Origin of the sequence: Enterococcus sp. B2E4, assembly GCF_030499455.1 — a bacterium.
Taxonomy (GTDB): domain Bacteria; phylum Bacillota; class Bacilli; order Lactobacillales; family Enterococcaceae; genus Enterococcus_D; species Enterococcus_D casseliflavus.
In genome coordinates this window covers 30021-50481 of the sequence record NZ_JAUKPK010000003.1, presented here as the reverse complement: position 1 = coordinate 50481, position 20461 = coordinate 30021, and the positions used below count along the sequence as shown (strand labels likewise).

Annotated in this window: 18 protein-coding genes; 15 read left to right on the top strand and 3 right to left on the bottom strand. The window is 44.8% G+C overall.

Annotation, left to right across the window (positions count from 1 at the left end):
- Positions 1 to 30 precede the first annotated feature (30 nt).
- From thiI to Q1X33_RS03905, 8 genes are all read left to right on the top strand, one after another.
- Entirely contained in the window at positions 31 to 1239 is a 1209-nt protein-coding gene (gene thiI / locus Q1X33_RS03940) for a tRNA uracil 4-sulfurtransferase ThiI (protein ID WP_301969728.1), read from the top strand.
- A gap of 154 nt (positions 1240 to 1393) precedes the next feature.
- Positions 1394 to 2047: a redox-sensing transcriptional repressor Rex gene (locus Q1X33_RS03935; protein WP_005225148.1), complete on the top strand. Its 654-nt coding sequence runs from the start codon at positions 1394 to 1396 to the stop codon at positions 2045 to 2047.
- Between the two features lie 65 nt (positions 2048 to 2112).
- Complete coding sequence (tpx, locus tag Q1X33_RS03930) at positions 2113 to 2604, top strand: thiol peroxidase (protein ID WP_301969727.1); 492 nt, start codon at positions 2113 to 2115, stop codon at positions 2602 to 2604.
- A gap of 729 nt (positions 2605 to 3333) precedes the next feature.
- Complete coding sequence (locus tag Q1X33_RS03925) at positions 3334 to 5979, top strand: valine--tRNA ligase (RefSeq protein WP_005225151.1); 2646 nt, start codon at positions 3334 to 3336, stop codon at positions 5977 to 5979.
- Positions 5980 to 6126: 147 nt separating this feature from the next.
- Positions 6127 to 7440: a folylpolyglutamate synthase/dihydrofolate synthase family protein gene (locus Q1X33_RS03920; RefSeq protein WP_034868261.1), complete on the top strand. Its 1314-nt coding sequence runs from the start codon at positions 6127 to 6129 to the stop codon at positions 7438 to 7440.
- Positions 7433 to 8107: an HAD family phosphatase gene (locus tag Q1X33_RS03915; protein ID WP_005225153.1), complete on the top strand. Its 675-nt coding sequence runs from the start codon at positions 7433 to 7435 to the stop codon at positions 8105 to 8107. The genes Q1X33_RS03920 and Q1X33_RS03915 overlap by 8 nt, the downstream gene beginning before the upstream one ends.
- An 82-nt stretch (positions 8108 to 8189) precedes the next feature.
- Positions 8190 to 8882, top strand: coding sequence for a DNA repair protein RadC (radC, locus tag Q1X33_RS03910; protein WP_005225154.1), 693 nt, complete (start codon positions 8190 to 8192; stop codon positions 8880 to 8882).
- Positions 8883 to 9081: 199 nt separating this feature from the next.
- Entirely contained in the window at positions 9082 to 9282 is a 201-nt protein-coding gene (locus Q1X33_RS03905) for a cold-shock protein (protein ID WP_005225155.1), read from the top strand.
- Positions 9283 to 9426: 144 nt separating this feature from the next.
- Here Q1X33_RS03905 and Q1X33_RS03900 read toward each other — a convergent pair whose 3' ends face one another.
- Both Q1X33_RS03900 and Q1X33_RS03895 read right to left on the bottom strand, forming a co-directional pair.
- Positions 9427 to 11106, bottom strand: coding sequence for a ribonuclease J (locus tag Q1X33_RS03900; RefSeq protein ID WP_005225156.1), 1680 nt, complete (start codon positions 11104 to 11106; stop codon positions 9427 to 9429).
- Position 11107: 1 nt separating this feature from the next.
- Complete coding sequence (locus Q1X33_RS03895; protein WP_005225157.1) at positions 11108 to 11320, bottom strand: DNA-directed RNA polymerase subunit epsilon; 213 nt, start codon at positions 11318 to 11320, stop codon at positions 11108 to 11110.
- A gap of 401 nt (positions 11321 to 11721) precedes the next feature.
- On the opposite strand from Q1X33_RS03895, the gene Q1X33_RS03890 reads away from it, so the two are divergent.
- The 3 genes from Q1X33_RS03890 to Q1X33_RS03880 all read left to right on the top strand — a co-directional run bounded on the left by Q1X33_RS03890 (position 11722) and on the right by Q1X33_RS03880 (position 15865).
- Positions 11722 to 13455: an ABC transporter ATP-binding protein gene (locus Q1X33_RS03890; protein WP_301969726.1), complete on the top strand. Its 1734-nt coding sequence runs from the start codon at positions 11722 to 11724 to the stop codon at positions 13453 to 13455.
- Positions 13452 to 15209 (top strand): ABC transporter ATP-binding protein, encoded by a 1758-nt coding sequence (locus tag Q1X33_RS03885; RefSeq protein ID WP_005225159.1) that lies wholly within the window; start codon positions 13452 to 13454, stop codon positions 15207 to 15209. Before Q1X33_RS03890 ends, Q1X33_RS03885 begins: the two co-directional genes overlap by 4 nt.
- 62 nt (positions 15210 to 15271) lie before the next feature.
- The gene (locus Q1X33_RS03880) at positions 15272 to 15865 is read left to right on the top strand and encodes a gamma carbonic anhydrase family protein (RefSeq protein WP_005231095.1); all 594 of its coding nucleotides are present in this window, start codon (positions 15272 to 15274) and stop codon (positions 15863 to 15865) included.
- Positions 15866 to 15927: 62 nt separating this feature from the next.
- Here the strand turns inward: Q1X33_RS03880 and clpP are convergent, their stop codons facing one another.
- Entirely contained in the window at positions 15928 to 16518 is a 591-nt protein-coding gene (gene clpP, locus Q1X33_RS03875) for an ATP-dependent Clp endopeptidase proteolytic subunit ClpP (protein WP_005225161.1), read from the bottom strand.
- A gap of 175 nt (positions 16519 to 16693) precedes the next feature.
- Between clpP and Q1X33_RS03870 the strand changes: the two genes are divergently transcribed.
- The 4 genes from Q1X33_RS03870 (at position 16694) to hflX (ending at position 20340) form a co-directional block, all read left to right on the top strand.
- Complete coding sequence (locus Q1X33_RS03870; RefSeq protein ID WP_005231097.1) at positions 16694 to 17212, top strand: hypothetical protein; 519 nt, start codon at positions 16694 to 16696, stop codon at positions 17210 to 17212.
- A gap of 223 nt (positions 17213 to 17435) precedes the next feature.
- Positions 17436 to 18185: a glycerophosphodiester phosphodiesterase gene (locus tag Q1X33_RS03865; protein ID WP_005225163.1), complete on the top strand. Its 750-nt coding sequence runs from the start codon at positions 17436 to 17438 to the stop codon at positions 18183 to 18185.
- Positions 18182 to 19099, top strand: coding sequence for a tRNA (adenosine(37)-N6)-dimethylallyltransferase MiaA (gene miaA, locus Q1X33_RS03860; protein WP_005225164.1), 918 nt, complete (start codon positions 18182 to 18184; stop codon positions 19097 to 19099). The genes Q1X33_RS03865 and miaA overlap by 4 nt, the downstream gene beginning before the upstream one ends.
- Positions 19096 to 20340 carry a GTPase HflX gene (gene hflX, locus Q1X33_RS03855; protein ID WP_005225165.1) on the top strand — a complete coding sequence of 415 codons (1245 nt, stop codon included), beginning with the start codon at positions 19096 to 19098 and terminating at the stop codon, positions 20338 to 20340. The genes miaA and hflX overlap by 4 nt, the downstream gene beginning before the upstream one ends.
- Positions 20341 to 20461: the final 121 nt, after the last annotated feature.

Below are 20461 nucleotides of genomic sequence, written 5' to 3'. Positions count from 1 at the left end.
AAAATCAATCCAAATCAAAGGAGTTTTCTCGTGAATTATTCAGAAATCATGGTTCGTTATGGCGAACTGTCAACAAAGGGCAAAAATCGTCGTAGTTTTATTATGCAATTAGCTTCAAACGTCAAACGTACCTTAGCAGATTATCCCCATGTCAAAGTTCATGCCGAGCGAGATCGCATGCACTTGCTATTGAACGGTGAAAACAGCCAAGAGATCATTCCTAAGCTGCAAAAAGTCTTTGGGATTCAAAACTTTTCCCCCAGCATTCGGATCGAAAAAGATATCGAAGTATTAAAGAAAGCCGTTCAAGACGTCATGGCAGAGATCTATACGGGCGTTGAGACCTTCAAAATCACAGCCAAGCGCAGTGATCATTCGTTTGTGCAAGATAGCAACCAGTTGAATTTGACCTTAGGGAATGCGGTGATCGACCGTTTTCCTGATATCAAAGTCCAAATGAAAAAACCAGACATCAATTTGCGTGTAGAAATACGGATCGATGGCGCTTATTTGTCTTATGAAACGATCCAAGGAGCCGCTGGGCTGCCAGTGGGCACCAGTGGAAAGGGAATGTTGATGCTTTCTGGCGGTATTGATTCGCCAGTCGCAGGCTACTTTGCCATGAAACGCGGCGTTGAGATCGAAGCGGTCCATTTTGCAAGTCCTCCTTATACGAGTGAACAAGCGTTGCAAAAAGCCAAAGATTTAACGAAGAAGCTTGCGCCTTATGTGGGAAGCATCCAGTTTATCGAAGTTCCGTTTACAGAAATCCAAGAAGAAATCAAAAATCGTGTGCCACAAGGCTATTGGATGACCATCACCCGTCGGATGATGCTGCGTTTGACGGATGCGATTCGGGAAGCTCGTCATGGCTTGATCATCTTAAATGGTGAATCATTAGGACAAGTGGCTTCACAAACTTTGCATAGCATGGTCGCCATCAATGAAGTAACCAATACGCCGATCGTGCGCCCAGTGGCAACGATGGACAAATTGGAAATCATTGAAGTTGCCGAAGCCATTGATACCTTTGAATTATCAGTTCAGCCGTTTGAGGATTGCTGCACAATCTTTGCACCTCCTCAACCAAAGACGCGCCCAAGACTGGATAAGGTCCACCAATATGAAGAACGTCTCGATATCGAAGGGATGATGGAACGTGCGATGGCTGGGTTGAAACTGGAAGCAATCACGGCAAATCAAGAAAAAGCAGCAACGGAATTCGCTGAATTTTTATAATAAAACCCCGATTTTAAGGCTACGACCACAACTGTTTTTTAACATTTGTGGTCGTTTTTCATCGAGTGAGAGAGTTTGTGAATATTTTCTTGCTATTGAAAATGGAACATGCTACACTCAATATGTGAATCATTTAACAAGGAGGGTGGACAGGATGGAAGCATTAAGAGATAAAAAACTTCCGAAAGCGACGGCAAAACGTTTGCCAGCTTATTTACGACACTTAAAATTACTGGATGCCTCTGGTATTCAGCGAATCAAATCAAAAGAGTTTGCAGAAATCACGCAAGTTCCTTCAGCCACGATCCGCCGAGATTTTTCTCATCTAGGAGAATTGGGCAGAAGTGGCTATGGCTATGATGTTCCTTATCTGATTGAGGTATTGAGCTATATCTTAGAAACCAATGAAGAGAAAAAAATCGCCTTGATTGGTTATGGAAATTTAGGAAAAGCGTTAGCCAACAACAATTTTCGCAGAAATGAAAATCTTTCCGTGGTCGCGGTTTTTGACAATGATCCAGAAATGATTGGTCAGACCATTAGTGGGCGTTATGTCTATGGAATGGATCAATTGGCGGAAGTCGTAGCAGAAAAAGGGATCACCGTAGCGATTTCGACCGTTCCTAGTCGTTATTCGCAAATGGCGATCGATGCGATCGTGGATGCTGGGATCACAGCGATTTTAAATTTTGCCCCTGATCCCGTCATCGTGCCAAAAGACGTCAATATCCAATACATTGATTTGACGACAGAATTGCAAACATTGATCTTTTTTGATACGACCTACTCGCAAAAATCGAAAGTCTGAGCAAATCCTTTTCGTTTTTTGACAATCTTTCTTATACTGGGAGAAAATGCTATAGGAGAGATGTTATGCAAGTTACACACAAAGAAACGGTTTATGAGATGCCTGGCAACCAACCAAAAGTAGGGGATAAAGCAGCTGATTTTCGCTTGAAAAGTTTAGAGGACAAGGAATACACACTGACTGATTTTTTAGGAAAACCAACGATCATCAGCGTGGTTCCCGATATCATGACACGCGTCTGTGCATTGCAGACCAAGCGTTTCAACCAAGAAGCAAGTCAATTGGATGACATCCATTTTGTCACGATCTCTAACAATACAAAAGAAGAACAAGCGCAATGGTGCGGCCAAGAAGGCGTCGACATGATCATGCTTCATGATCCGGCGAATACCTTCGGTGAGGCCTATCAAATCATGATCCCAGACTTCGGTCATTTTGCCCGAGCAATTTTCGTTTTAGACCGTGAAGGCGTGATCCAACACGTTGAGATCGTGCCTGAGATCTCCCACGAACCGGATTATCAAGCAGCCATTGATGCTGCGAAAGCAAACCTCTGATTGACTTTCAAAAAAGTTCATTGTAGAATGTAGCAAGATGAAACAAGAATCTATGATAGCAAGACAATGTTCAAGAGGAGTATCAGTGACCCTGGCGGTCAGAGAGAAGTCGGTCGGTGCAAGATTTCCCCAGACACTGAAAAGGTAGCTTGAAGGTCTTTGATCCGAACCACGGTTTGTTTCTTGCAGACAAAGCCGCACAGTAAGATCAAGCGCGTCGTGAACGTTACCTCACGTCAAAGTGGCAGAGCAATCTGCAATTTAGGTGGTACCGCGTATCAGCGCCCTAATGCCTCGGCATTAGGGCGCTTTTTGCTGTGAATCACTGCGAGTGGCCCACAAAGTGGGACAGAGCAGATGATGAACAGTACTAGGCGACCATAGGGAGCGTAGTAACCATACTAGGAATCACATTGAGTGGCTTGCGAAGCAAGACAGAATAGATGATGAACAGTACAAGAAGTCATCAAAATTGGTCCACGAAGCGAGTCAGATCGGTTGCCAAAAGCCCTAAGACATAATAGAGGATCACGGAAGTGTGCCTTGACCTCTGTAAGCAACGTTTTTTTTACGAACAACACGCGTGTCGTCAACAAACAGCTGATAATCATCTCTACCGACGCACTAATCCTGAACGATTCAAACATTGTCACGCTTTACCCAGCAACAGGCACAAAAAAACCACACCAACCATTACGTCTAAAAAACGTAACTTTAGGAGGACCAACTATGACAGAAACTGAAAATCTATCCACCAAGTACAATCCCCAAGAAGTAGAAGCGGGGCGCTACCAAGATTGGTTAGAACATGACCGTTTTAAACCAAGCGGCAACAAAGAAGCAAAACCTTATTCTATCGTGATTCCACCACCAAACGTAACAGGAAAATTGCACTTAGGTCATGCCTGGGATACCACGTTACAAGACATCATCATTCGTCAAAAACGGATGCAAGGGTATGACACCTTATGGCTACCAGGAATGGACCATGCCGGGATCGCTACCCAAGCCAAAGTAGAAGAAAAGCTGCGGGAACAAGGAATTTCTCGCTATGACCTTGGTCGGGAAAAATTCGTTGAACAAGTATGGGATTGGAAAGAAGAATATGCCGGTCACATTCGGGAACAATGGGCGAAACTAGGCTTATCCCTAGACTATAGCCGTGAACGGTTTACGTTAGATGATGGATTATCCGAAGCGGTTCGCAAAGTTTTCGTGACGCTATATGAAAAAGGCTTGATCTATCGTGGCGAGTACATCATCAACTGGGACCCGCAAGCCCGCACGGCATTATCTGATATTGAAGTGATCCACAAAGACATCGAAGGTGCTTTTTACCATATGTCATACGAATTAGCAGATGGCAGCGGTGTGGTGGAGATCGCAACGACTCGTCCAGAAACGATGCTGGGGGATACAGCAGTCGCGGTTCATCCAGAAGATGAACGTTATCAAGCATTGATCGGTAAAAAAGTGATCTTGCCTTTGGTCAATAAAGAGATCCCAATCATCGCAGATGAGTACGTGGACCAAGAATTTGGAACTGGTGTCGTAAAAATCACTCCTGCCCATGACCCGAATGACTTTGAGGTCGGTAACCGCCATGACCTACCACGGGTCAATGTCATGAATGATGACGGAACAATGAACGACTTAGCAGGTACTTATGCAGGCATGGATCGTTTTGCTGCTCGTAAGCAAATCGTGAAAGACTTAGAGGCGTTAGGTCGTCTGATCAAAATCGAAAAAATGGTCCATAGTGTAGGGCACTCAGAACGGACAGGCGTAGTAGTCGAACCTCGTTTGTCGACACAATGGTTCGTAAAAATGGAGCCATTAGCAAAACAAGCCATCGACAACCAAGAAACCGACGATGCGGTGGACTTTTATCCGCCACGTTTCAACCAAACATTCTTACGTTGGATGGAAAATGTTCATGACTGGGTGATCTCTCGTCAGTTGTGGTGGGGCCATCAAATCCCAGCTTGGTACCACAAAGAAACGGGAGAAATGTATGTAGGACTTGAAGCGCCAGCAGATGCCGAAAATTGGCAACAAGATCCAGACGTATTGGATACCTGGTTTAGTTCTGCTTTATGGCCGTTTTCAACAATGGGGTGGCCAGATGAAACCAATGAAGATTTCCAACGCTACTTCCCAACCAATACATTAGTGACTGGCTATGACATTATCGCATTTTGGGTAAGCCGTATGATCTTCCAAAGCTTGGAATTTACTGGCAAACGACCATTTGAAAATGTCTTGATCCACGGATTGATCCGTGATGAACAAGGTCGCAAAATGAGTAAGTCGCTTGGAAATGGGATCGATCCGATGGAAGTCATTGAACAATACGGTGCCGATGCATTGCGTTGGTTCTTATCAAATGGCTCTGCACCGGGACAAGACGTGCGTTTCAGCTATGAAAAAATGGATGCCGCTTGGAACTTCATCAATAAAATTTGGAATGCTTCCCGTTTCGTCTTGATGAATGTCAGCGAAATGACTGCTGAAGACATTGATTTTTCTGGTGAAAAATCAGTGGCGGATCGTTGGATCTTGACGCGCTTGAATGAAACGATTGAAAAAGTCACTGACCTTTTTGAACGCTTCGAATTTGGGGAAGCGGGTCGTCAATTATACAACTTTATCTGGGATGACTTCTGTGACTGGTACATTGAAATGTCGAAAGAAACCTTATACGGTGACAATGAAGCAGCGAAACAAGTCAATAAGAGCATCTTAGTCCATGTTCTTGATCAAATTTTACGCTTGTTGCACCCAATCATGCCATTTGTTACAGAAGAAATCTGGAGCAAACTGCCGCATACAGGGGAATCATTAGTCGTTGCTGAGTATCCACAAGTGGCACCAGAATGGACCGATGAAAAAGCGGCGCAAGGGATGGAAGTGTTGAAAGAATTGATTCGTTCGGTTCGAAACATCCGTGCAGAAGTAAACACACCACTTTCGAAACCAATCACTTTGCTGATCCAAGCAAATGAGCCTGAGATCGAAGAATTCTTGGTCGCCAACAAAAACTATATCGAACGCTTCTGTAATCCAGAAGAACTAGAAATCTCTAACAGCTTACAAGCCCCTGAATTGGCGATGTCAGCTATCCTGTCAGGTGCGACGATCTACTTGCCGTTAGCTGGGTTGATCAACATTGAAGAAGAAATCGCGCGTTTGGAGAAAGAACTAGCGAAGTTCACCCAAGAAGTTCAACGGGTACAAGGCAAACTGGCGAATGAACGCTTCGTTGCCAATGCACCAGAGGAAGTCGTAGCACAAGAACGCAGCAAAGAAGCCGATTATCTTGAAAAACAAAAAGCAGTCCAAGAACGGATCGAGCAATTGCGCACGATTCAATAGGAAGCGTCGACTGTCTGCAAACAAGCATCTCTTGTAGATGCTTGTTTTTGCGTAATCAATAGAAACCGTCAAACAAATTTCTCGTTTAAAGGAAAGAAATTGGGAAAGCTGTGTGATTTTTGATAAAATAAGAGCGAGGTGAAGGAGATGACAAGCGAAGAAGCAACAGCGTGGATCCATTCGCGTTTGGCATTTGGGCAAAGACCCGGATTGATGCGTGTCGAAGCATTATTAAAACGAATGGGCAATCCTGAAAAAAACATAACCATGATCCATATCGCCGGCACGAATGGCAAAGGATCAACCGTCAGCTATTTGCGCAGTCTTTTAGAAGAAGCTGGGCAGCAAGTGGGGACTTTTACTTCCCCGCACATTGAAGCGTTCAATGAACGGATCGAAATCAATGGACAATTTATATCAGATGAGGATTTGGTCGCTTGGGTGGAAAAAATCCAGCCGCTGGTTGCTGAAATCGATCGTGATGAAACCCTGACGGGCATCACTCAGTTTGAGATCATTACTGCCATGGCATTAGGCTATTTTGAAGAAAAAAAGGTCGATGTTGCGATAATGGAAGTTGGCCTAGGGGGACTTTTAGATAGTACCAACGTTATTTCCCCGATGTTGACAGCGATCACGACGATCGGCATGGATCATATGGATGTCTTAGGCGATACCATTGAAGCAATCGCTGCCCATAAGGCAGGGATCATTAAGCCACAAACACCCCTTGTTACTGGCAATATCGTTGAAAGTGCGCTTTCGGTGATCGATTTGAAAGCTGCAGAAGCACAGGCACCTGCGTATCATGCAGGGCAAGAGTACCGTGTGACCTATCGTCATCCTGATGAAGAGTGGGGCGAATTGTTTGATTTTGAAAATGAGCATGGCAAAATCAAAGGCTTGAAAACACCGATGTTAGGCCGCCATCAACCAGAAAATGCCGGTGTTGCGATCCAATTGTACAGTCTGTATTGCGACCTACGGCAGCTGCCATTTTCAGCTAAAGAAATTCGCAATGGGCTAAGAAAAGCCTATTGGCCCGCCCGAATGGAACGAATCAGCAGTGAACCACTGGTGATCATCGATGGCGCCCATAACGTGCATGCCATGGCTCGCTTGGTGGATACGATGAAAGAAGAGTTCAGCGACTATCGCATCCATGTGCTGTTCTCAGCCTTAGAAACTAAAAACGTCAATGAGATGCTTCAGCAATTGCTGGCAATTCCGCAAGCCGAGATTTATTTAACGACCTTTGATTTCCCAAAAGCATTGCATTTAGCAGACGGCTATCAGGAACTCGATGAAAAACGAATCTCAACCGTCTCTTTATGGCAGTTTGGCTTGGCAGAATTATTAGAAAAAATGACCAATGAAGATTTGCTGCTGGTGACAGGATCGTTGTATTTTGTTTCAGAAGTTCGTGAATTGTTGTTGGCAATAGGAGGAAGAAATGGCTAAGTTACGTGGTGTGATTTTCGATATGGACGGCTTGATTTTTGACACGGAGCTGCTCTATTACCAGGCTACTCAAATCGTGGCGGATCAAATGGGGATTCCCTATACAAAAGAGTTGTATTTAGCTTATGTGGGGGTCTCGGATGAAGAAGTCTGGGCAGCTTACCATGAGCGATTCGACGAAGCCTTTGGCCATCAAATGATCGAAGACTTTATCCAAGCGGCTTTTCAGCAAACGCTGGAAATGTTCCAACGGGGCGAGGCTGAATTGAAGCCGGGCATCCACGAGTTATTGCATTATCTTGATGAGAAAAAGATTCCCCGAGTGTTGGCGTCTAGCAACCAGCGCAAAGTGATCGATACCTTGCTGGAAGCAGCAGGCTTAACGGCGGAATTTCCTGAGATCGTCTGCTTTGATGATGTCACACGGGCAAAACCAGATCCTGAGATTTTTGAAAAAGCCCACGCATTATTGGCGGTACCAAAAGAAGAATTGGTGATCCTTGAAGATTCGGCTAACGGTATTCATGCTGCTCATGGGGCAGGGATCTCAGTCATTATGATTCCCGATTTGATCGCGCCGACGACCATCATTGAAGAAAAAGTCTTGAAAGTCTTACCATCACTAGAGGATGTCCCAGATTTTCTAGAAACCGCCTTTTCGATCTAGCTGCGATTTTTTGCGCACCTGATTCATGAAATACTCTCTCCTTTGCGTATCTTTTATTAGACCGACGCAAAGGAGTTTTTTTATGATCAATGAAACAGTGATTCCCCAAAGCTCGTTTCCCCGAGAGCGTTTAGTAGAATATGGAGTGGATGCCCTTTCGAATCAAGAATTATTGGCCATTTTGCTGCGAACTGGCTCACGTCCTCTGAATGTCCTCGAATTAGCGGCCAGTGTCTTGAATCGTTTTCAAGAATTGTATGAACTAAAGCAAGCGACGATCGATGAATTACAAGAAATTCGCGGCGTCGGACAAATCAAAGCCATCGAGATCAAAGCGATGGTTGAATTAGGTGTGCGAATCCAGCGCTCCGCTCAACCAAAGTACGGTAAGGTCAACTCTAGTATGGCGATCGCCCATCAGTTGATCCAAGAGTTGAAGGATTGTCGTCAAGAGCATTTACTAGGGCTATATTTGAATACGAAAAATGAGATCATTCAGAAAAAAACGATCTTCATCGGATCGTTGAATCAGTCGATCGCTCACCCACGGGAGATTTTTCATTGGGCGGTACGCTACAGTGCCGCCCGAGTGATCGTCGTCCACAACCATCCCAGCGGCAGTCCCCAAGCCTCAGAGGCAGATCTGCTGTTTACACGCCGCTTGATCAAGTGCGGAGACTTGATGGGGATCGACATATTGGATCATTTGATCATTGGCGACAATGCCTATGTCAGTTTGCGAGAAGAGGGGCTGTGGCAACAGGAAGACGTGTGAAAATAAGCCGAGTTTGCGAACATTATTAAAAATAAAGGTGAATTGTCTAATCGTCTGTCTTGCAAAAAAATACGGGCAAGTGTAAAATATTATTGTAATTTTGTTTGCTGAATAGATGTTGAAACGCACGTTAGGCCTCTATCGCACAAAGGCAATGTTACACACAATTAAGTGCTTATGCACGAGGAGGTTTTTTTTAATGGAACAAGGTACAGTAAAATGGTTCAATGCTGAAAAAGGGTTTGGTTTTATCTCTCGCGAAGACGGTACAGACGTATTTGTACACTTTTCAGCGATCCAAGGTGAAGGATTCAAAACTTTAGAAGAAGGTCAAGCAGTAACTTTCGACGTGGAAGATTCTGATCGTGGACCTCAAGCAGTTAACGTAAACAAAGCGTAAGCTTTCAAACAAACTGCCAGTAAGAGCACTTTGAAATCAAAAACCCCAAAAGACCATCGATTCGATGGTCTTTTTTTTGCTTTTTATAAGGGAAAGAAAAAAGGGTAGTTCTCAGTAACCTGAGAACTACCCTCGCATGTGAGACTATAAATCGTCCGGCGTCATGATCATCGAAAGGATCATTGGATGACGCTCGGTTTTTTCAAATAGGAATGGCTGTAACGCCGAAGACATCGCTTCTCTTAATTTATGTTCTGTTGGGTCTGGTTGGTTCAAGACTTCCCTCAATGCACGGAAGAGGATCTGCTGTGCTTCGTTGATCATCTCGCCAGATTCCCGCATATAAACAAACCCACGAGAAAGGATATCTGGTCCAGCAAGGACTTCTTTCTTCGCCACATCGACTGTCGCGACAGCTAAGACGAGGCCTTCTTCTGAAAGAATGCGACGATCTCGTAGGACGACATTTCCGATATCACCGATACCGCTGCCGTCGACATAAACATCATTGGCATTGAAATGACCAGCCAAGCGAGCGGTATCCGCTGTTAAGGCCAACATGTCACCATTTTCCATAATGAAACAATTTTCTTTTGGTACACCGACATCTTGTGCCAACTGGGTGTGGATGTTCAGCATCCGAAATTCCCCATGGACAGGCATAAAGAATTTTGGCTTCATTAGACGCAACATCAGTTTTTGTTCTTCTTGGCCACCGTGACCAGAAGTATGGATGTTGTTCAATTTGCCATGGATCACGTTTGCGCCAGCTTCCAACAGCAAGTTGATCAGCTGATTGACACTCGTGGTATTTCCTGGGATCGGTGAGCTTGAGAAAATCACGGTATCATCTGGGTGAATTTGGATTTGACGGTGAGTCCCGTTGGCAATCCGACTCAAAGCAGCCATCGGCTCTCCTTGAGAACCCGTACAAAGGATCATGGTTTCGTTTGCAGGCAAACGGTTGATTTCATGAGATTCCACAAAGGTTCCATCTGGCACCTTGATATAGCCAAGGCGCTGTCCGTTGACGATCGCATTTTCCATACTGCGTCCAAAAACGGCGATTTTACGTCCAGTCGCAACCGCCGCATCTGCAGCTTGTTGGAGACGGAAAATGTTGGAGGCAAAGCTGGCAAAAATGATCCGACCATCGATTTTTTCAAAAATCTTTTGGATCGAGCTGCCAATCGTTTTTTCTGATTTGGTAAAGGTCGGAATTTCTGCATTGGTACTATCGGAAAGGAGGCAAAGGACGCCTTCTTCACCAATTTTTGCCATTTTGTGCAAGTTTGCTGGTTCGCCCACAGGCGTAAAGTCAAACTTGAAATCGCCAGTTGCGACGATATTGCCAGAAGGCGTTTTGACAACGACACCTAAAGCATCAGGGATACTGTGAGTCGTTCTAAAGAAGCTGATGGATGTTTTACGGAAACGAATCACCGTATCTTCATTGATTTCGTGTAATTCCGCATCCCGCAATAAGCCATGCTCATCTAATTTGTTGGTGATCAAAGCAAGTGCCAAGGGTCCCGCATAGATCGGGATATTGGCTTCCCGCAACAAGTAAGGGATTCCGCCAATATGGTCTTCGTGACCATGAGTGACGATCAAGCCTTTGACTTTCGGTAAATTTTGAACGATGTAGCTATAATCGGAAATGACATAGTCGATCCCAAGCAGTTCATCTTCGGGGAATTTGATTCCCGCGTCAATTAAGATGATCTCATCTTGGAATTGAACCCCATAACAGTTTTTTCCGATTTCGCCAAGTCCACCGACGCCGAATACGCCAGTCTCATTATTTTTCAGCGAAACTTTCATCTTAAAACTCCGCTAATTTGAAATCAGCGTTTTCTTTTTCGTAAGCTAAATGTTTTTCATCTAGTTCTTGAACGAACTCGATGTTGTATGGGGTATTTTGTTCAACCAGACGGCGTGCGATCACTGCATCGTCTGCTTCAATGTACAAAGAGTGGGTTTGTTCTCTCTTTGGGTTGCGGTCTTTTGTTTCTTGGTAATAAATTTTGTAAATCATATCTTTTCTCCTTTATCTGCTTTTCGCAGTAGTCTATTTGGTTGATGAATTCGCTGCATCACAAAATCGAGGTCCGAATAAAGTGACCTGAAAAGAAGGCTTCGAGAGCCGCTGCATGCTTTTTTCAGACAATCGTTGTGAGAAAAAAGAGAAAGCCTCGTCTTTGCTTTCCAAATGTCGTCATAAAAAATTCACCGGGTTTGTAAGTCGTTCCACTACAAGTATCCCTAGTTTATCACAGAAAAACGAATAAGTATAGAAACACGTCATTTTGAAAAGGCTTACTGAAAGAAAATGAAAGGACTATCGCTGAAGTTTGCTTTTTTTCGTTGAAAGTGCATTACAATAAGAATATTCCTATGCTATAGTAGAAGTAATGAAGTAAAAAAGGAGGGGATTTTTTGAAATTAATGTGGCACTACACGATGAGAAACAAGAAACTGCTGGTTTTTAATTTCATCTGTGTTTTTGGTTTTATTTTGATTGAATTAGGTTTGCCGACGTTATTGGCAAGAATGATCGACAAAGGGATCGCCGCTGGTGATCGCGACTACATATGGAAAATGGGTGCGGCGATGATCGCGATCACCATTGTGGGGATCACGATGAACATTTTGTTAGGCTATTTCACGTCACGTATCACCACTAACATTGTGGCAGATATTCGTGACGATCTTTTTGAAAAAGTCCAAGGCTATTCACATACCGAATATGAAAAAATCGGGGTTTCATCATTGATCACCCGTGTGACCAATGATGCGTATCAAATCATGCTGTTTATGCAAAGCATCTTACGGACAGGTTTAATGACACCCATGATGTTTGTGGTCAGCTTGTACATGGTCATGCGGACAAGTACACAACTAGGGTTGTATGTTTTGGGGGCATTGCCGATATTGCTGATGGCCGTCATCGCCATTGCCAAAATCTCGGAACCCTTATCCACTAAACAACAAGCCAATCTAGATAAAATCAATGGCATCTTGCGGGAAAATCTCTCTGGTTTACGAGTGATCCGTGCCTTCGTCAATGAAAAATTTGAAGAAAAACGCTTTGGCAAAGTCAACCAAGCCTATGCTTCTAGTTCTCGCAGCTTGTTTCGCTTGATGGCAACGGCACAACCAGGCTTTTTCTTCTTATTCAATATCGTGATGATTTTGATTATTTGGACGGGAAGTATTCAAATCGATCAAGGGCAACTGCAGGTCGGTGACTTGATTGCATTTATCGAATACATCTTCCATGCGCTGTTTTCTTTCATGTTGTTTGCGACTGTCTTTACGATGTATCCACGAGCGGCGGTTTCTGCTCGTCGAATCCAAGAAGCGTTAGATGCGACTTCTGAAATCAAAGAGCCAGAACATCCAGTGACAGAAACTAAGACGAAAGGCTTCTTGGAATTCAAAAATGTTACCTTTGCTTATCCAGGACATGCTCAAAGTCCAGTGATCCGTAATGTTAGCTTTACCGCTTCACCAGGGGAAACCGTGGCGTTTATCGGTAGTACTGGAAGTGGAAAATCAACCTTGATCCAATTGATCCCACGTTTTTACGACGTCAGTGAAGGCCAAGTCTTGGTGGATGGTGTTGACGTTCGGGATTACAGCTTAACGACGTTGCGCAACAAGATCGGGTTTATCCCTCAAAAAGCGTTGCTATTTACAGGGACGATCGCAGAAAACCTACGCTATGGCAAAGAAGATGCCACGCAAGCAGAGCTGGAACGAGCAGCCGAGATTGCGCAAGCGGCAGATTTCATTTCTCGCACACCAGATGGCTTTGATGCTCACTTGGCAGAAGGCGGAACCAACTTCTCTGGCGGACAAAAACAACGCCTAGCGATTGCCCGTGCGGTGATCCGCCAACCAGAGATCTATATTTTTGATGATAGTTTTTCTGCATTGGATTACCAAACGGATGCAAACTTGCGGGCACGCTTGAAAAAAGAAACCACAGAATCGACCGTTTTGATCGTTGCTCAACGAGTAGGAACGATCATGAATGCCGATAAGATCGTCGTCTTGAACGAAGGCGATGTGGTTGGCATCGGCACCCACAAAGAACTGCTGCAAACTTGTCCAGTATACTACGACATTGCGGCGTCACAATTATCAGAGGAGGAGTTGGCACAATGAAAGCAATCTCTTCTTTAAAACGGTTAGGTGCTTACATCAAACCGTACAAAGTACAATTTATCCTAGTCTTGCTGTTTACTGTTGCAACCGTCGGCTTCAATGCGGCAATGCCGTATGTTTCTGGATTACCGACGACAGAGATCAGCCGCAACATCGCCGCTGGCGAAGGCGTTAATTTTGATTACGTGATCCTTTGCTTGATCTGGATCGCAGTCGTTGGTGTCGGTTACTGTTTCTCACAATTGATGTCAGGGCTGCTGATCACCAACGTTGTCCAATCTGCGATGCGAGATCTGCGGCAAGACATTGAAGAAAAAATCAATCGTTTGCCCGTTTCTTACTTCGACCGCAACCAGCAAGGGAATATCTTGTCACGGGTGACCAATGACGTGGATGCCGTCAGCGGTGCGATGCAACAAGCCTTGATCGGGATCGTCAATGCCTTCTTAGGAATCGTTATGGCGGTTTCCATGATGTTTTACATTAATACCTACATGGCGTTGGTTTCATTGATCATGATCCCAGCCTCCTTATTGATTTCTCGCACGATCGTCAAAAAGTCGCAAAAAGACTTCCAAGGCATGCAAAATGCGTTAGGGGATCTGAACGGCTACGTACAAGAAAACATGACTGGATTCAGTGTGTTGAAAGTGTATGGACGGGAAAAGCAAACACTTGAAGGGTTTAAAAACGTTAACCACCAGTTGCGCTATTACGGCTTTCGTTCTGCCTTTGTTTCAGGATTGATGATGCCGTTGGTGCAAATGACCGCTTACTTTACCTATATCGCAATGGCAGTCATGGGGAGCTTTTACGTGATCAGCGGCGTGATCGTTGTTGGTCAGCTGCAAGCATTCATTCAATACATTTGGCAAGTCAGTCAGCCAATGGGGAATATTACCCAGCTGTCTTCCGTCTTGCAAAGTGCCTCAGCAGCAGCAAAGCGGGTCTTTGAAATCCTAGATGAGGAAGAAGAGCCAGTCAATCAAACCGATATCCAATTGCCAGAACAAATCAGAGGCGACGTGACCTTTGAACATGTCGGCTTTGCCTATGATCCGAAAAAACCGTTGATCAAAGACTTGAACTTTGAAGTCAAAGCTGGACAAACCGTGGCGATCGTGGGACCAACAGGTGCTGGGAAAACCACCTTGATCAATTTGTTGATGCGTTTTTATGATGTCAATGAAGGGGCCATCAAGATCGACGGCATCGACACGAAGAAAATGGAACGTCACGATGTTCGGTCACTATTTGGGATGGTCTTACAAGATGCATGGTTGTACGAAGGCACGATCGGCGACAACATTCGCTTTGGGAAATTAGATGCCACCGATTATGAAGTCGTTGATGCAGCGAAAACCGCCAACGTCGATCACTTCATTCGCACGATGCCAGACGGCTACGAAATGATCATCAATTCTGAAGGGGACAATGTCTCCTTGGGGCAAAAACAATTGTTGACCATCGCTCGGGCAGTCATCTCTGATCCGAAGATTTTGATTCTCGATGAAGCCACCAGTTCGGTGGATACCCGCTTAGAAGCGCTGATTCAAAAAGCAATGGATAAAGTGATGGAAGGTCGTACCAGCTTTGTGATCGCCCATCGTTTGTCAACGATTCGTGAAGCAGATCTGATCTTAGTGATGGATCAAGGGTCGATCATTGAAAAAGGCAATCACGAAACCTTGTTGGCAGCTGGCGGCTTTTATAGCCAACTGTACCAAAGTCAATTTTCAGAAGAAGCCGAGTAAGCCCAAAAGAGCGTCCAGTCTGACTGGCGCTCTTTTTGCATTGTCGCAAGGGTGGTGCTATAGTGAAAAAAGAAAGCGCAGATCCGTTTATGGATTGGAAGGAGAAGTTGATGGACAAAGAACAATCAGGGAATGAAACCCACAAAACAGTTTCGCCAGCCTCGTTGCAAGGAACACCTTGTTTTGTGGCAAAAAATGCGACGATCGTAGGAAACGTGACTCTAGGAAAAGAGAGTACGGTCTGGTTTCAAGCAGTGATTCGAGGCGATGCCAATCGCATCGAAATCGGCGCGCGTACCAATATTCAAGATGGAACGATCATTCACGTTGATCACGATGCCCCGACGATCGTGGAAGACGATGTGACTGTTGGGCATCAGTGTATGCTTCATGGCTGTACCATCAAAAAAGGGGCGCTGATCGGCATGAGCTCGATTGTTTTGAATCATGCAGTGATCGGTGAAAATAGCTTGTTAGGTGCTGGTTCGTTAGTAACGGAAGGAACCGTCATTCCGCCCAATGTGTTGGCGTTTGGTCGTCCTGCACGAGTGATCCGTCCGTTGACAGAAGAAGAAATCGCCAAAAATCAGGCAAACATCACGCATTACGTGGAAAATGGGTATGCTTACCAACAGGGCGAATATGGTGAAGTCTGACGCCGAACCAAAAGACGCAAAAAGGTGTACGAATTGCTTCGTACACCTTTTTTTATGCAAGCTTATTTCAATTTGTTTGATTCCATGATCTCGTCGATCAAGCCGTAATCTTTGGCTTCTTGTGCGGTCATGAAGTTGTCACGATCGGTGTCGCGTTCAATCACTTCGATTGGTTGACCAGTACGTTCTGACAAGATTTTGTTCAGACGTTCGCGGGTTGCCAAAATGTGGCGGGCAGCAATTTCGATCTCAGTTGCTTGTCCTTGTGCGCCACCTAATGGTTGGTGGATCATGATTTCTGCATTTGGTAATGCAAAGCGTTTGCCTTTTTCACCAGCGGTCAATAAGAATGAACCCATAGAAGCAGCCATCCCCATAACGATGGTTTGAACATCGGCTTTGATAAAGTTCATGGTATCAAAGATAGCTAGACCAGCAGTAACGCTTCCGCCAGGCGAGTTGATGTACAAGTAGATGTCTTTTTCAGAATCTTGCGCGTCCAAGAATAAAAGCTGAGCAATGATCGAGTTTGCTAAGTCATCGGTTACTTGACCACTCAACATAATGATCCGGTCTTTTAATAGACGAGAATAGATGTCATACGCTCTTTCACCGCGAGATGATTGTTCAATGACTGTAGGAATTAAATTCATAGTGATAGTCCTCCTAAAAATCGTTATAGATATAGTTTAGCATAAAGTTTTCGCAATATCTAAGAGATAGTATACCGATTAGGTCAAGAAAGGTCAAATAAAAAGTTCGTTATCTTTTTTGCGAAACTTTCAAATATGATACAATATGAAAAAAGGAATGAGGAAGGATCGAAGAATGGCAGTAGCAATAGCAGGTTTGATCGGCGTCTTAGTGGGCGCATTGTTAGTAACCATCATTTTTAATTTACGCATTCGGTATGAGGAGCAAAAAGAAAAACAACGCCGTTTGTTGGAGCATAAAGTCAAAGAAATCGAAACGTTGGTTTTATTGAATCAAAAAATCAGTGAGATTCTACAAAAACGGGTCATGCTGATGGATGAGTATGTCAGCTTTGATGCCTTTGACGACTGTTATATCACCATCGATGATTTTGCCTATCTACAATCTTTTGCGGCGCAAAACAGTTTTTATCTACCGAATTTTTTTTTGGAAGAATTTTTCAAAAAAATCGGAACACGTCGGGTGATTTTATCCCCAGAGGAAACTGTTAAAATCGGTGGGTATACCTATAAAGGCGGTCGGATCATTATGGAAAATTTCCTTGATCAATTAGTCGAAATGGTCAATGAGCGTAAAACCCAAATGAAAAACATGACGAGCGAACCGTTGACCTATTTTTCAAAAACGATTTGATTCTACTGGTCAGCCGTTTTCCTTGGTTAAGGCAACCAAACCAGAGTATCGACGGTTGCGCTTTTTTAACTGATCACACACACTCTTACTGCGATCATAGTAAGGGTGTTTTTCTTTGACCGAAACAAAGCGTTATTATGCATTAAGAGGATCGAAACAAACAGAGGCTTTTTGGTTCTAGGAGATTCCATGGTAAAATAAAGAGTGAGAATGGAGTGAAAGAATGATGGTACAAATCGTTGCCCACCGCGGGAGTAGCGGCAACCGACCTGAAAACACGCTACCAGCATTTGCGGAAGCGGTGCGGGTCAAAGCTGATATCATTGAGTTAGATGTACATCTATCAAAAGATGGCGGCTTGATCGTCATGCATGATGAAACGGTTGATCGAACGACCAACGGCAAAGGTCGGATCTGTGACCTGACGGTTGCTGAACTAAAAGAACTCAATGCTGGCAGCTGGTTTTCTGAGGAATTCCAAGCCGCCAAAGTCCCCACACTAAAAGAAGTGTTGGATTTACTTGCAGCGAAGAATTATCGTGGCATTTTGACGATCGAATTAAAAACCGATCATTATGAGTATGAAGGAATCGAAGCCAAAGTATCCGACTTAATGAATAGTCAAGAATGGCCCTTTACTCATTGGTATTGTTCCTTCAATATCGAGACCTTGGATCGGATCCATGCGATCGAACCGGATGCGACCCTTGATTTTATTATGGGACGCGGGGAAGACAAACCACCGTTGGCGCTCAGCCGACCGTATATCGAAGGAATTCATCCTGCCTATCGCTGGGTCCAAGAGACAGCAACGGTCTTAACTGATTTTCCGATCGCGATCCGTCCGTGGACTGTCAACGAAGAAGCGGCGATTCGCACCTGCTTGGCTCTGGGGTTGACGGGGATCATCACCGATTTTCCAGAAAAAGCTCGGGCAATTGTGCAACAGGTCCGCGAGGAAACAAAAGGATGAAAAAAGTCTTAGTAATCGTGGGACCGACCGCAGTCGGCAAAACCGCCTTGAGTATCCAGTTAGCCCAAAAATACCATGGGGAGATCATCAGCGGGGATTCCATGCAAATTTACCGTCAGTTAGATATCGGTACCGCCAAAGTGACGAAGGAAGAAATGGCAGGGATTCCTCATCATTTGATCGATATTCGTGGGATGACGGAAGCATACTCTGCCGCTGATTTCCAGCAAATGGGGCGTGAAGCCATCGAGACGATCCAGCAGCAAGGAAAGCTGCCGATCGTTGTAGGGGGAACAGGGTTATACATCCAAGCGCTTTTGTATGACTTTCGTTTAGGGGCAGAAGAAGGCGACCCAACGATTCGTCAGCGTTACGAACAAGAAGCAGTAGTCATCGGCAAAGAAGCTTTATGGCAAAAGCTGCAGGCGGTCGATCCCTTGGCAGCAGCGAAGATCCACTACAACAATGAGCGGAAAGTGATTCGTGCGTTGGAGGTTTTTGAAACGACTGGCGAAAGTATCGCTGCACCAAAAGAGACACCACAAGCTTTGTACGATTTCTTCATGATCGGGTTAACCACTGAGCGAGAAGTGTTATACCAGCGAATCAATCAGCGGGTGGACTTGATGATGGATCAAGGCTTGATCGAAGAAGCAAAAGCTGTTTTGCAGTATCCAGAAACGCAAGCCGCTAAGGGGATCGGCTACAAGGAATTTTTGCCCTATTTTCAAGGGCAGGCCACATTGGAGGAGACCATTGAGCAAATCAAGCAAAACTCACGCCGCTACGCCAAGCGGCAGCTTACGTGGTTCAATAACCGAGCACAGCCCCGATGGATTGATTTAGTGAGGCAACCTGAAGAACAACGTACCCTTGAAACAGAAATCGACCAATGGTTGGAGGAGAAAAGATGAGCCAAGAACGTGTGATTCTTGTCGGAGTAGAAACGGAGAAAAACTATCTTCATTTTGATTCGTCAATGAAAGAATTGAAAAGCTTAACAAAAACCGCCAATGGTGAAGTTGTTTTTTCACTGGTGCAAAAACGGCAGCAAGTCGATCGACAAACCGTGATCGGCAAGGGGAAAGTTGCGGAATTGCAGCAGTTGGCAGAAGCACATGAAGCAGATCTAGTGATCTTCAATCATGAACTGACACCAAGGCAAAGCCAGTTGATCGGTGATGCGCTAGAAGTGCCAGTGATTGATCGCGTTCAGCTGATCCTTGATATTTTTGCGATGCGTGCCCGTTCCAAAGAAGGAAAGCTGCAAGTAGAATTGGCGCAGCTGGATTATTTGCTTCCACGCTTGATAGGGCAAGGAAAGAACATGTCTCGGCTAGGGGGCGGAATCGGAACGAGAGGACCAGGGGAAACCAAGCTGGAGACCGATCGTCGACACATCCGCAACCGCATCACCATCATCAAACGGGAATTGAAGGAAGTGGCAGCCCATCGAGACCGGACACGCCAAAAGCGCAAAGACAGCCAAGTCTTTCAAATGGGCTTGATTGGTTATACCAATGCTGGAAAATCAACTATTTTAAACATTTTGACCAGTGCGGATACGTATGAACAAGACCAGTTGTTTGCGACACTTGACCCTTTGACGAAACGCTGGCGGATGCCAGAAGGATTCGAAGTCACCATTACCGATACGGTTGGTTTTATCCAAGAATTGCCGACCCAATTGATTGATGCGTTTCATTCCACACTGGAGGAAAGTCAAAACATGGACTTCTTGCTGCATGTCGTCGATGCCAGTTCCGAAGAACGGGTCCAGCAAGAGGAGACGGTCTTAAAATTAATGGAGGAACTTTCTTTGACCCAATTACCGATGTTGACGGTCTACAATAAGGCGGATCGCATCGACGCCGATCAGTTTGTCCCAACGTTATTTCCCAACGTCTTGATCTCGGCAAAGAGTACCAAAGGCAAAGAACGCTTGACTCAGGCGATCAAAATGGAATTGATGCAGATCATGCAGCCTTATCATCTAGTGTTGCAAGCCGATGAAGGCAATGCGCTGAATCGTTTAAAACGGGAGTCGCTAGTGTTGAGCAATGCCTTCGATGAAGCAACACAGACCTATCATATCAAAGGATTTGCGCTGGAGGATACCTATCCACTACGCAGAATGGCGCAAGAACAGGAATAAACAGAAAACGGTGCAGCCGATGCACCGTTTTTTTGTGGTGACAAAATTATGGGAGTATAAGTGGTTTGACTTTCTTCAAGTGCAAAACCCGAACATTTTTGGCTAAGGCACCATTTCTTCC